Below are 13196 nucleotides of genomic sequence, written 5' to 3'. Positions count from 1 at the left end.
CAGCATCGCAGCCAATTCAAAGAAATCCAGAGCGAAAGTCACCGTCGCCAGCAGCGCCGCCGCCCTCGTTCTGTGAAGCGGCTTATAAGGCCCCTCACCCAAACAAGTCAACACACCCATGCAAAGTTTTTTGACAGTTTTATAACATGTTGTTTTGACTGGGGGAATTTCACGCACATCGGATAGCGGCCAGATTGGCTTTATGACAGCGCCGGCGTTTTTCGCGGCTGATCGCGCCATAATAACCCGAAACAGGCAATATTCGTCCTTCACGCCGCATCGAACCGACGCAGTCGGCATCATCACCGGTTTGCCGAACCGCCGTCGCCCTTTATAGAGTGCGCTTTATAGAGAGATATCGGCCATCCAGCCGCCAGCACTATATAGAGAGGACAGACGAGGCGTGATCGACATGCGTGCCCTGCCGGAGCTCCCGGTCTCCCATGTTCTGCCCGAGATCGGCGCGGCGTTAACGACGGCGCGGCGCGCCGTGCTCTCGGCACCGCCGGGGGCGGGCAAGACGACGCTGGTGCCGCTTCATCTTCTCAATGAGGCGTGGCGCGGCGATAGCAGGATCATTCTGCTCGAGCCGCGACGGCTTGCGGCGCGCGCGGCGGCCGGGCGGATGGCAGCGCTGCTCAATGAGAATGTCGGCGAGACCGTCGGCTATCGCATGCGGCTCGACACCAGGATTTCGGCGCGAACGCGGATCGAAGTGGTGACCGAGGGTGTGTTCGCGCGGATGATCCTCGACGATCCTGAGCTCTCGGGCGTTTCTGCTGTGATCTTCGACGAATTTCACGAGCGGTCGCTCGACGCCGATTTCGGGCTGGCGCTGGCGCTCGACGTGCAATCGGCGCTGCGCGAGGATTTGCGGATCCTGGTCATGTCGGCGACGCTCGACGTGGCCGGCGTGGTGGCGCTGCTCGACAACCCGCCCTTGATCGAGAGCATGGGACGCAGCTTCCCGATCGATATTCGCTACCAGGATCGGCCGGGCGGCGAGCGGATCGAAGATACGATGACGCGGGCGATCATCGACGCGCATAAAACGGAGAACGGATCGATCCTCGCCTTTCTGCCCGGACAGGCCGAAATCACCAGAACGGCCGAGCGGCTGCGGGAGCGGTTCGACGCGACAACGGTGATCGCGCCGCTCTACGGTAATCTCAGCCAGAGGGAACAGGACGCGGCGATCCGGCCAGCCGCGACAGGCACCCGCAAGATCGTGCTGGCGACCTCGATCGCCGAGACCTCGATCACCATCGATGGCGTCCGGATCGTGATCGACAGCGGCTTGCAGCGCCTGCCGGTGTTCGAGGCATCGACAGGGATCACCCGGCTGGAGACGGTCAGGGTATCGCGGGCCTCGGCCGACCAGCGGGCCGGACGCGCGGGCCGAACGGAGCCTGGGATCGCCATCCGGCTCTGGCACCAGGGGCAGACGGCGGCGATGCCCGCCTTCACGCCGCCGCAGATCCTCTCGACCGATCTTTCCGGTCTCGTGCTCGATCTCGCCCATTGGGGCGTGCAGGATACACGGGCGCTCGGCTTCATGGACCAGCCGCCGGAGACGACGCTTGCGGAGGCGCGCGCGCTGCTGCGCGAACTCGGCGCGCTCGACCGGGATGGTGGGCTGACCGCGCGCGGCCGGGAGATGCGCGACATGGCGCTGCCCCCGCGACTGGCGGCAATGGTGCTCTCCTCGGGAGAAACCGGCCACGCCAGGGAGGCGGCGATGATGGCCGTGCTTCTGACGGAACAGGGGCTGGGCGGGACGAGCATCGATCTCGAAGACCGGTTGCGCCGGTTCAAATCCGAGCGCGGCGAGCGGGCCGAGGCGGCGCGGCAGCTGGCTATCCGGCTGGCGAAGGGGCGCGATAAAGTGGTGGCGCAGGAGCCGGGACTTGCCGGCCGGTTGCTTATTCATGCCTTTCCCGATCGCATCGCGCTGCAGCGCGGCGGGCGCGGGCGCTTCGTGATGGCCAATGGCCGCGGTGCAGAGATCGCCGAGACCGAGCGGCTGGCGAGCAGCCCGATGCTTGTGATCGCCGACCTCACGGGCCGGGCGGCGCAGGCGCGGATTCTCGCAGCGGCAGAAGTGACGCGCGGCGATGTCGAGGCGGAGCTGCCGGGCGCGATCCGCACCGACGACCAGACCTTCTTCGACCGGCAAAGCAAGCAGGTGCGGGCAAGGCGGGCGACGCGGCTTGGCGCCATCGTTTTCGACGAGACGCCGCTGCCCCGGCCATCCGGCGAGGCGGTCACGCGGGCGCTGGCCGAGGGGATCAAGGAGATGGGGCTGGAGCAGCTGCCGTTTTCCAAGGAAGCGGCACAACTGCGCGAGCGGATCGGCTTTCTTTATAGAAGCATTGGCGCGCCATGGCCCGACATGAGCGAAGCGGCGCTGCTCGCCCGGATGGACGACTGGTTCATTCCCTATCAGGCGGATGCGCGGGGGCTTTCCGACATTTCGGCGGGTGGGCTTTCGAACGGATTGATGGCGCTGGTGCCGCACGAGCTGCAGCGCGACCTTTCGCGGCTGGCCCCGACGCATTTCGAGGCACCGACGGGGCAGCGGCATCCGATACAATATGACGGGGAAGAACCGACGCTGACCATCCGGGTGCAGGAGCTGTTCGGGCTGAAGGCGCATCCTGCCATTGCAGGCGGACGGCTTTCGCTGCTGCTGGAGCTGACATCGCCGGCGCATCGGCCGATCCAGACGACGCGCGATCTTCCGGGGTTCTGGGCCGGGAGCTGGAAGGATGTGCGCGCCGACATGCGCGGGCGCTATCCCCGGCATCCCTGGCCGGAGCGACCGGAAGAAGCACTGCCGACCACCCGGGCAAAACCACGAGGAACATGAGCCGCAATGCCGAGCAAGAATAAAGAAATGGCCGACAAGGTCGAAAGCATGCCCGAGGAAGATAGGCAGAGCAGCCGCCGGCTGAGGCTGGAGACGCTGGTGCGTCTGCGCTGGCTTGCCGTCTGCGGACAGACCGCCACGGTGCTGATCGTTGCCCTGTGGCTGCAATTTCCGCTGCCGGTGCAGGCGTGCATTGCGCTCATCACGGCGCTGGCGATCGTCAACTTCTATCTGATGATCCGCTATCCGGCGACGCACCGCATCGACCCGGTGGCGGCGCTGGCGCTGCTCGGCTTCGATCTCCTGCAGCTCTGCGCGCTGCTCTTCATCACCGGCGGGCTTGTCAATCCATTCGCGGTGCTGGTGTGCGTCCCTGTTATTATCGCGTTTGCGTCGCAGCCGATCCGCTACAGCATGCCGCTGATCGTGGTGGCATTGGCCTGCATTACCATACTGCCGTTTACGCCCTTCCCGCTTCCCTGGTTTGACGGGGCGGAGATCAACATTCCGAGCTTCATGCAGTTCGGGGTGTGGTGCGCGATCGCGTCAACCATGACGTTTGCCGCCTTTTATGCCTATCGAGTCTCCATGGAAGGGCGACAGCTGGCCGAAGCACTGGCGGCGACGGAACTGGTGCTGCAGCGCGAGAAGCATCTGTCGCAGCTTGATGGGCTGGCTGCGGCGGCCGCACACGAGCTGGGAACGCCGCTCGCCACCATCAGCGTCGTTGCAAAGGAGATGGAGCGGGAGCTGAAGGATGACGATCGCTTCCGCGAGGATGTGCAACTGCTGCGCAGCCAGAGCGAGCGCTGCCGGTACATCCTGCGCCGGCTGACCACACTCTCGGCCGAGGGCGACGCGCATCTGAGACGCCTGCCGCTCTCCTCGATGATGGAGGAGATCGTCGCACCGCATCGTGAATTCGGCATCAAGCTCAACCTCGTGGAAAAAGCGCCGCGCAAGGGCGAGCCGGTGACGGAGCGCAATGCCGGGATGATGTACGGGCTTGGCAATCTGGTCGAGAATGCCGTCGATTATGCCCGCCAGGAGGTGACGGTCACGGTGGAGCACGACCAGGAGCGAGTGCGCATCACGATCGAAGACGACGGCGAAGGCTACTCGCCCGATATCCTGCTCAGGATCGGCGAGCCTTATGTGACCAAGCGGCAGAAGGAGGACCGGGCCGGCGGGCTGGGGCTGGGGCTGTTCATCGCCAAGACGCTATTGGAGCGCTCGGGTGCGGTGCTGACCTTCGAAAATCGGGGTCCTGATTATGTCGGCGCGCGCGTTCGCGTCGAATGGCCGCGGTTGCTGATCGATACGCATTCGACAAAATGAGCCTATGGGGCTAAAGAAAACGCAATGCAATAGGCCTATATCAGGCTGACAGCGCCAGGATTGAAATAGATGAGCGAGCAGATTACCGACCCCTCCCCCGCCAGCGACGACTATATCGGCCCCGATGCGAGCCTGCTGATCGTCGATGACGACGGACCGTTCCTGCGCCGGCTTGCGCGCGCCATGGAGACGCGCGGCTTCCAGGTGGAGACCGCGGAATCGGTGGCGGAGGGTGTGGCCAAGTCGCACGCCAATCCGCCGAAATACGCGGTGCTCGACCTGCGGCTCGGCGACGGCAATGGCCTCGACGTGATCGAGGCGATCCGCCAGAAGCGGGAAGACACGCGCATCATCGTCTTGACCGGTTACGGCAATATCGCCACGGCCGTGACCGCGGTGAAGCTCGGCGCTGTCGACTATCTCGCCAAGCCGGCGGATGCCGACGATGTCTATGCGGCGCTGACCCAGCGCAGCGGCGAGAAGGTCGAGTTGCCTGAGAACCCGATGTCGGCCGACCGGGTGCGCTGGGAGCATATCCAGCGTGTCTACGAGATCTGCGAACGCAACGTTTCGGAGACGGCGCGCCGGCTCAACATGCACCGCCGCACATTGCAGCGCATTCTCGCCAAGCGGGCGCCGAAGTAAATTCGAGTTAGACGTCGTCGACGCCGAGCGGCTTACCAGTGGCCCATTCGGCCATCAGCAGGCGCTGGGCGGCCGCGCGCGAAAAGTTCAGCGTGACGGATTTGCGGGTGGCGGGCGCGAGCTTATGCTCGGGTGCCTCGCGGATCATGTGGGCGCCATAGCCATCGGAGAGAAACAGGCCGCAATCCTCGGGGAAGATATCGAGCGGCACATCCTTGTGTGTCGCGAAGAACAGCCGGTCGCAATGCAGACGATATTCCGGCCACTTGCGATCCACCCTGAAGTCCTCGATCGACGTCTTGATTTCGATGATCCAGATTTCGCCCTTGTCCGAGACGGTGATCAGATCGGCGCGTCGGCCGCTTGCGAGCGGCAGTTCGGGCAACACGGCGTGACGCATCTCGTGAAGTAGAATTTGAGTGCCGCGACGCACCAGCATGGCCCTGTCCGATTGTCGGCCATCGATTAACGGATTGTTATTGTAAACACTCAAAATCGTCATGGATAAGTTGGGGTCCGGCGCCCGCGTTGTTGCAAAAAAACCATGCGGTTCTAGTTTGCCATTGCGTAATTGCTCCGCCGCACTGCAACAGCTTGCCAAGGCGAAGTTAATCGAAAATAAACCATAATCTAAGATGGTTCGAAAGAACGATCCTCCCTTGCCCCATTCTTAAGAGACATCCATGCGCATCCGCAATGCACTTCCTGTATTCGGCCTGATGGCGACGCTCGCTCTGGCCGGTTGCTCAACGACTTCCGAGAGCGCCTCTGTCGAAAACAAGGCTGCCATGCCGGGTCCGACGGTCCAGACCGCGCAGATCTTCGACGACGCTTACGGCGTCACCACGGATGCCGGATATTCGCTGCCGGCGATCCCGATCCAGAAGGTCAAGCCGCAGTTCCACAGGCAGGTTGTCTCCTACGAAACCACGGAACGTCCGGGCACGATCATCGTAAACACCCGCGAACGTTTCCTCTACTACATCATGCCCGGCGGCAAGGCGATGCGCTACGGCATCGGCGTCGGCAAGCAGGGCTTCGCATGGGCCGGCACCGCATACGTCGCCTGGAAGCAGGAATGGCCGAACTGGCATCCCCCGAAGGAAATGGCCGTTCGCCGCCCCGAGATCGCCAAGTACGTCGAAGACGGCATGGGTCCTGGCCTTTCCAACCCGCTCGGCGCACGCGCCATGTACCTCTTCAACGAAGAAGGCAAGGACACGCTGTTCCGCCTGCACGGCACCCCGGAATGGGCTTCGATCGGCACCGCCGCTTCGTCTGGCTGCATCCGCCTGATCAACCAGGACGTCATCGACCTCTACAGCCGCGTCCGTCCGGGCAAGACGACCTCCAAGGTCATCGTCATCCAGTAAGCTGGACCTGAAATTCGGTATAAAAAAGGCCGCCGGAACATTCGCTCCGGCGGCCTTTTTGTATCTACTATGTGGGGATCAGGCCGCTTGCGCGGCCTTCAGCTCCAGGCGACGGCGGTGCAGGACCGGCTCGGTATAGCCGTTCGGCTGCGCCCTGCCCTTCAAGACCAGTTCGAGAGCGGCCTGGAAGGCGATCGAGCGGTCGAAATCTTTAGCCATCGGATGATAAGCCGCGTCCCCGGCGTTCTGGCCATCGACCACGGCGGCCATGCGCTTCATCGTCTCGACAATCTGATCTTCGGTGACGACCTTGTGGTGCAGCCAGTTCGCCATATGCTGCGCCGAGATGCGCAACGTCGCGCGGTCTTCCATCAGGCCGACATTGTTGATGTCCGGAACCTTGGAGCAGCCGACGCCCTGATCGACCCAGCGCACGACGTAGCCCAGAATCCCCTGCGCGTTGTTGTCGAGTTCGCGCTGGACTTCCTCCGGCGTCCAATTGGGACGGACGGCGACGGGCACGGACAGGATATCGCTCAGCTTGGCGCGCGGGCGATCCTTCAGGCCGCGCTGGACATTGGCGACGTTGACGCGGTGATAATGCGTGGCGTGCAGGGTCGCTGCGGTCGGCGACGGGACCCACGCGGTGTTGGCGCCGGCCTTCGGATGGGCGATCTTCTGCTCCAGCATGGCCGCCATCAAATCCGGCATGGCCCACATGCCCTTGCCGATCTGCGCATGGCCGGAGAGGCCGCATTCGAGACCGATATCGACGTTCCAGTTCTCGTAAGCCGCGATCCAGGCGGCCTGCTTCATGTCGCCCTTGCGGATCATCGGACCGGCTTCCATCGAGGTGTGCATCTCGTCGCCGGTGCGATCGAGGAAGCCGGTGTTGATGAAGACGACGCGCTCGCGGGCGGCGCGAATGCACTCCTTGAGGTTGACGGTGGTGCGGCGCTCCTCGTCCATGATGCCCATCTTCATGGTGTTCTTCGCCATGCCGAGCGCATCCTCGACGCGGCCGAAGATCTCGACGGCGAAGGCGACTTCCTCGGGGCCGTGCATCTTCGGCTTGACGACATACATGGAGCCGGTGCGCGAATTCTTGCGGCGGCCGTTGGGGCCGATGTCGTAAAGCGCGATGGCGGCGGTGATCATCGCGTCCATGATCCCCTCGGGCACCTCGTTGCCATCTCGATCAAGGATAGCCGGATTCGTCATGAGGTGACCGACATTGCGGATCAGCATCAGCGAGCGGCGATGGACCTCGAAGCCCGCGCCATCCGGGCCGGTGTAATCTAGATCGGGATTGAGCTTGCGGATGAAGCTCTTGCCGCCCTTCACGACCTCTTCCTGCAGATCGCCCTTCATCAGGCCGAGCCAGTTGCGGTAGACCTCGGTCTTGTCCTCGGCGTCGACGGCGGCGATGGAATCCTCGCAGTCCATGATCGTGGTGATGGCGGATTCAAGCCAGACATCGGAGATGTGCGCGGCGTCGCTCTTGCCGATCGCAGTTCCGGCATCGATGACGATGTCGATATGGATGCCGTTGTTCTTCAGCAGGATGTTGGTCGGAGCCGCCGCATCGCCTCGATAGCCGGCGAAATGCGAGGCATCCTTCAGCGCGACATGCTCGCCGTCAGTGGACGTGATAGCGAGCGCGCCGTCCTTGATGACGAGGCCGGCGACGTCCTTCCAGCTCCAATCGATGAGCGGAACGGCGTTGTCGAGGAAATCGCGAACCCAGGCGATGACCTTTTCGCCGCGCTTCGGATTGTAGCCTTTGCCCTTCTCCGCGCCGTCGGCCTCGGAAATCGCGTCGGTGCCGTAGAGCGCGTCATAGAGCGAGCCCCAGCGAGCATTGGCGGCGTTCAGCGCGTAGCGGGCGTTCATGACCGGCACGACCAACTGCGGGCCGGCGATCGAAGCGATCTCCGGATCGACATTGGTCGTGCTGACCTGGAAGTCGGAGCCCTCCGGCAGGAGATAGCCGATCTCGCGCAGGAAGGCCTGATAGGCGTCCATATCGGTGGGGGCGCCGTGCTGGCGATACCAGTCGTCGATGCGCAGCTGCAGCGCGTCGCGCTTGGCGAGCAGTTCGCGGTTTTTCGGCGCCAGATCATGGACGATGGCCGAGAAGTCGGCGAAGAACTTGTCCGCATCGAGCCCGAGACCGGGAAGCGCCTCCTTGACCAGGAAATCATGAAGGACGGCTTCAATCGCAAGACCGTGTTTTTCGATGCGGCTCATAGACTATCTCCTCGGGCGGCGCGTTTTTCGCATGCTGCCACTTTGACCGGCTTTCATTCATAGTCAATCAGGCAATAGTTTGAAAGATTTATGCCTTTTCAGGCAAGAACTCTCGGTGTGACGCGCATCGGCAGGCCGTTTTGCGGCTGGGTGGTCAGTTTCTGCACCGGCCAGGGATTGGTCTCATCCGTCATGTCGAAGCGGAAGCGGTGCATCATGACGGCGAGTGCGATCACCGCCTCCTGCAGCGCGAAGGTGGCTCCGATGCAGACGCGCGGGCCGGCGCCGAAGGGGAGGAACTGGAAGCGACTGATATTGGCGCGGTTTTCGGGCAGGAAGCGCTCCGGCATATAGGCGCGGGGCTTGTCCCAATAGAGTTCGTGGCGGTGCAGCGTCCAGGGCATGATCAGCACGGTGACGCCGGCCTCGATCTCGACGGTCTCGCCCTTGGCGTTGGTCCAGCGATCATCCGATATCGCGGCGCGGTTGATCGACGGGGCCGGCGGATAGAGGCGCAAAGCCTCTTCGAAGGCGGCGCGGGTATAGGGCATGAGATCGAGCCACTTCACCGGCTCGGCGCCTGTTGCCAGCACGCGGTCGATCTCTTCCTCCATCGCGTCGCGGATATGCGGCGTGTTGGCGACGCAATAGAGCGTCCAGGCCAGCGCGCGGGCCGTGGTTTCGTGGCCGGCGCCGATGAAGGTGAGGATATTGTCCTCGATCTCGGCATTGGTGAGCCCGCCCGACTTTGCCTGGTCGAGCAACAGCGTCAGGAAATCCTCGGGCGTCGTGTCGCGGTCCGCTTCCATGCGGGCCAAGCGGGCATCCATGGTTTCGCGGACGATGGTGCGGAATTTCTCCAGCACCTTCTGGCCGCCGATGCGGGTGACGCGAGGGACCCAGGGGGGGGGCGCGCAACAGGTCCATCGGATCGACGCGGCCCATGCGATGCAGGAGCGCGTTGACGTCATCGGCGAAACTGTCGGAGGAGGTGACGATCTCGCCTGAGAACAGCGTGTCGGCGAGGATGGCGAAGGTGAGTTCGGCCATGTCGCTGGCGATCTCGAAGGTCTTTCCGTCGCTGCCCGCTTCTTCGTACTTACGGACGTACTCTTCGGACTGGCGCAGCATCTGGCCGGCGAAGCCATTGGCGTGGCGCGGCGTGAAGACCGGGGCGACGGCCTTGCGCGAACGCTTCCATACCTCGCCTTCCGCCGTCAGCAGGCCATCGCGCAGGATCGGCCGCAGGATCAACTGGCGGATATCCGACATGCGGTAGTTCGCGGCGTTATCGACCAGCACATGCTTGATCAGGCCGGGATCGTTGACGATGATCGTGCGTTCGCGGAAGAACTTCGTCTTGATGAAGGGCAGCGTGTAGGACGGCTCGCCCCACAGCTCCAGCGGATTACGCAGGATGGTGCGGATGATCTCAAGCCGGCTCGGCGGCACGGTGCGAGGAACGGGCGCTGGCGGAACGAACGGATCTGGACGCATGTCCATGTGCTGCAAGCCTTTCGCGGAAGATTATGGCCCTCCCCGGCAGGACTAGAGTTAGAGCAGGCGCTCCAGCTCGTCCAGCTTGTCGTTGATCAACCATCCGTAATAGTTCTCTTCCGGCCATACCGTTTCGCCGGAGGCGCGGTTCTTGGCGGCGAGGGCTGCGGCGCGCTGGCGGGAATTGCCGAGATTGTAGAGCGTTGCCGTCAGGCCCGGATTCTTCGAGATGTCCATGCCGGCGATCTGCTTGTAATCGTCGATCGAGCGGCGCACGGCGGCGGCCACGAAGGCAAGCGAGATATCCGGGTCCATGATCGCCTTGTAGACGCTGCCGGCATCCTTCTCGTTGAGCTTGTTGATACCGGAAACGCGGCTGACGAGGTCGGAGAGCATCAGCGCGGTCAGCGGATTGATCTGGCCGAGGCCGAAGGTCTGGCCGGCGTAGAAAGGCTGGAAGAAGACGGCGCTGAAGCGGTTGTTCGGGAAGCTCTTGCCGCCGACGGTCTTGCCACGGAAATCGCTCTCCCAGACATCCTCGCGGCAGCTCCACAGCGTGTAAGAATCGCTCTTGCCGTTACATTCAGAAAACTGCGGGCGCTTGACGAAATCGTCCACATCCTCGCCGTCATAGGCGAAGCGGAAGCTCTGGCCGGCGTAGGACGCGGCCTTGACGTAATAGGACTGCAGGCGGTCGTAGGCGTCGACATTATAGGTGTGCTCGCCGACGATGGCGCCGATCACGTGTATCGGGTCGATGCCATAGGCAGCCGAGACCTTCTTGATCTTGCCCATCAGCTCGTGATCGGTGGCCAAGAGCTCGTGGACCTTGTCGTACTTGCGATCGAAGGTGGTCTTGGTGCCCTTGGTGCGGCGGACCGATGCGCCGGGAACGTTCGGCTGCTCGACGTTGCGATTGCCTGGCGGCACGAGCTGCATGGAAAAAGCGGGCGCGGCGGTCAAGACCGTGGCGGCAATTACAAGGCTCGTCAGAAGGCGTCGCACGATCAGCTTTCCCATCATTTCCAATAGAGGCATTTCCGGTATCGGTCGGCATTTCCAGCTTGGCTGGCGCGCTGACTGTACCAAAATCTTGGCCGAATAATGCTGGCGCCAACAACAAAACGGGCCTTTCACTAAAAAGTAAAAGGCCCGTTGTCGAGAGTTCAGTCGGTCAAAGTTGCGGCATCATGCCAGTAAAGCCTGAGACCGGTGTTTGCGCATCACAGAATGAAGCGCGACAGGTCTGTGTTCTGGGCGAGATCGCCGACATGCTTGCGCACGTATTCGGCATCGATGGTCACGGCGGTGCCGCCGCGATCCGGCGCGTTGAAGGAGATTTCGTCCAGCACGCGCTCCATCACCGTCTGCAGGCGGCGGGCGCCGATGTTTTCGACCGAGGCGTTCAGGTGAACACCCACATCGGCGAGCGCATCGATGCCGTCATCGGTGAATTCGAGCGTCAGGCCTTCGGTTTCCATCAGCGCCTTGTATTGGCGGATGAGGCTGGCTTCGGTTTCCGTCAGGATGCGGCGGAAGTCTTCCTTGGTCAGCGGGCGCAGCTCGACGCGGATCGGCAGGCGGCCCTGCAATTCCGGCAGCAGGTCCGACGGCTTGGAGACGTGGAAGGCGCCCGATGCGATGAACAAGACGTGGTCGGTCTTTACCGGCCCGTACTTGGTCGACACCGTGGTGCCTTCGACCAGCGGCAGCAGGTCGCGCTGCACACCTTCGCGCGAGACGCCGGCGCCCATGCCGCCATCGCGGGCGGCGATCTTGTCGATCTCGTCGAGGAAGACGATGCCGTCGTTTTCGACGGAGCGCACGGCCTCGCGCTGGATGACCTCATTGTCGATCAGCTTGTCGGATTCGTCGCGGATCAGGTCGGTATAGGAGGCCTTGACCGTGGTGCGCACCTTCTTGGTGCGGCCGCCCATGGCCTTGCCGAACATTTCCGACAGGTTGATCATGCCGATATTGCCACCGCCGGGCATGCCGGGGATGTCGAAGCCGCCCATGCCGGTGCTGGTATCGGCCACTTCGATATCGATTTCCTTGTCGTCGAGCTCACCGGCGCGCAGCTTCTTGCGGAAACTGTCGCGCGTTGCCGGCGAGGCGGTCGATCCGACCAGCGCGTCGAGCACGCGTTCCTCGGCGCTCATATGGGCCTTGGCCTCGACCTCGGCGCGCTTCTTTTCGCGCGCAAGGCCGATGCCGACCTCGACCAGATCGCGGACGATCTGCTCGACATCGCGGCCGACATAGCCGACTTCGGTGAACTTGGTGGCTTCGACCTTGATGAAGGGGGCGCCGGCGAGCTTGGCGAGACGGCGGGAGATTTCCGTCTTGCCGACGCCGGTCGGGCCGATCATCAGGATGTTCTTGGGCATCACTTCGTCGCGCAGGCTCTCATCGAGCTGCTGACGGCGCCAGCGGTTGCGCAGCGCAATGGCGACGGCGCGCTTGGCGTCATGCTGGCCGATGATATGACGGTCCAGCTCGGAGACGATTTCCCGGGGAGAAAAATTGGTCATGATATCCTCTTGGCTTTCCTGCTCCGGCCGGCCGTTCTCGGCCCGGCCCACAGGACCCATTGTGAACGATTGCCGTTATTCGGCGTCGAGCGTTTCGACCACGAGATTGTGGTTGGTGTAGACGCAGATATCGGCGGCGATATCGAGCGCCCGGCGCGCCACTTCTTCTGCCGACTTGTCGCTGTCCATCAAGGCGCGAGCGGCGGCGAAGGCGTAGTTGCCGCCGGAGCCGATGGCGATGGCGCCATGTTCGGGCTCGAGCACATCGCCGTTGCCGGTGATTGCCAGCGTCACCGACTTGTCGGCCACCAGCATCATGGCTTCGAGGCTGCGCAGATACTTGTCGGTGCGCCAATCCTTGGCGAGCTCAACGGCCGCGCGCATCAGCTGGCCGGGATATTGCTCGAGCTTCTTTTCAAGCCGCTCCAAGAGCGTGAAGGCATCCGCGGTGGCGCCGGCGAAACCGGCAATGACGTCACCCTTGCCGATGCGGCGCACCTTGCGGGCATTGCCCTTCATGACGGTCTGGCCGAGGCTGACCTGTCCGTCGCCCGCCATGATGACCTTGCCGCCCTTTCGAACTGTAATAATGGTTGTCATCGAATATACCCTAGCCCGTCAGGCGGGCCCTTACCTCGGGCCGCACATCGGCCCTGTTGAGCCCTATGTAAGTTGGCGAAAGCCGATTGC

10 protein-coding genes and 1 pseudogene are annotated in these 13196 nt (G+C 63.0%); 4 read left to right on the top strand and 7 right to left on the bottom strand.

Features of this window, described 5'->3' with window-relative positions; genetic code table 11:
- The coding region (locus ACIQUB_RS24235) for a hypothetical protein (protein WP_402932903.1) at positions 1-273 on the bottom strand (273 nt) is incomplete at its 3' end.
- 139 nt (positions 274-412) lie between these two features.
- Between ACIQUB_RS24235 and hrpB the strand changes: the two genes are divergently transcribed.
- From hrpB to ACIQUB_RS24220, 3 genes are all read left to right on the top strand, one after another.
- Positions 413-2869, top strand: coding sequence for an ATP-dependent helicase HrpB (gene hrpB, locus ACIQUB_RS24230; RefSeq protein WP_113238263.1), 2457 nt, complete (start codon positions 413-415; stop codon positions 2867-2869).
- A 27-nt stretch (positions 2870-2896) separates the two neighbouring features.
- Positions 2897-4207: an ActS/PrrB/RegB family redox-sensitive histidine kinase gene (locus tag ACIQUB_RS24225; protein ID WP_402932919.1), complete on the top strand. Its 1311-nt coding sequence runs from the start codon at positions 2897-2899 to the stop codon at positions 4205-4207.
- Between the two features lie 69 nt (positions 4208-4276).
- Positions 4277-4852 carry an ActR/PrrA/RegA family redox response regulator transcription factor gene (locus ACIQUB_RS24220; protein ID WP_113238262.1) on the top strand — a complete coding sequence of 192 codons (576 nt, stop codon included), beginning with the start codon at positions 4277-4279 and terminating at the stop codon, positions 4850-4852.
- A 7-nt stretch (positions 4853-4859) separates the two neighbouring features.
- Here ACIQUB_RS24220 and ACIQUB_RS24215 read toward each other — a convergent pair whose 3' ends face one another.
- Positions 4860-5354, bottom strand: a complete 495-nt coding sequence (locus ACIQUB_RS24215) for an MmcB family DNA repair protein (RefSeq protein ID WP_113238261.1) — start codon at positions 5352-5354, stop codon at positions 4860-4862.
- A 181-nt stretch (positions 5355-5535) separates the two neighbouring features.
- On the opposite strand from ACIQUB_RS24215, the gene ACIQUB_RS24210 reads away from it, so the two are divergent.
- Positions 5536-6225 carry a L,D-transpeptidase gene (locus ACIQUB_RS24210; protein ID WP_018901167.1) on the top strand — a complete coding sequence of 230 codons (690 nt, stop codon included), beginning with the start codon at positions 5536-5538 and terminating at the stop codon, positions 6223-6225.
- Between the two features lie 78 nt (positions 6226-6303).
- Here the strand turns inward: ACIQUB_RS24210 and ACIQUB_RS24205 are convergent, their stop codons facing one another.
- The 5 genes and pseudogenes from ACIQUB_RS24205 to hslV form a co-directional block, all read right to left on the bottom strand.
- On the bottom strand, positions 6304-8475 hold the full coding sequence (locus ACIQUB_RS24205) for a malate synthase G (protein ID WP_113238260.1): 2172 nt from the start codon (positions 8473-8475) through the stop codon (positions 6304-6306).
- Positions 8476-8573: 98 nt separating this feature from the next.
- A pseudogene (locus tag ACIQUB_RS24200) lies at positions 8574-9978 on the bottom strand (cytochrome P450).
- A 51-nt stretch (positions 9979-10029) separates the two neighbouring features.
- Positions 10030-10977, bottom strand: a complete 948-nt coding sequence (locus ACIQUB_RS24195) for a DUF1402 family protein (protein ID WP_289730438.1) — start codon at positions 10975-10977, stop codon at positions 10030-10032.
- A gap of 218 nt (positions 10978-11195) precedes the next feature.
- Positions 11196-12506 (bottom strand): ATP-dependent protease ATPase subunit HslU, encoded by a 1311-nt coding sequence (gene hslU / locus ACIQUB_RS24190; RefSeq protein ID WP_111562784.1) that lies wholly within the window; start codon positions 12504-12506, stop codon positions 11196-11198.
- Between the two features lie 75 nt (positions 12507-12581).
- Positions 12582-13106, bottom strand: a complete 525-nt coding sequence (hslV, locus tag ACIQUB_RS24185) for an ATP-dependent protease subunit HslV (RefSeq protein ID WP_113238258.1) — start codon at positions 13104-13106, stop codon at positions 12582-12584.
- Positions 13107-13196 lie beyond the last annotated feature (90 nt).

Origin of the sequence: Rhizobium sp. NPDC090275 (assembly GCF_044772225.1) — a bacterium.
Taxonomy (GTDB): Bacteria; Pseudomonadota; Alphaproteobacteria; order Rhizobiales; family Rhizobiaceae; genus Rhizobium.
The sequence above is the reverse complement of the archived record's forward strand: the minus strand, read 5'-3'. Positions and strand labels throughout refer to the sequence as shown.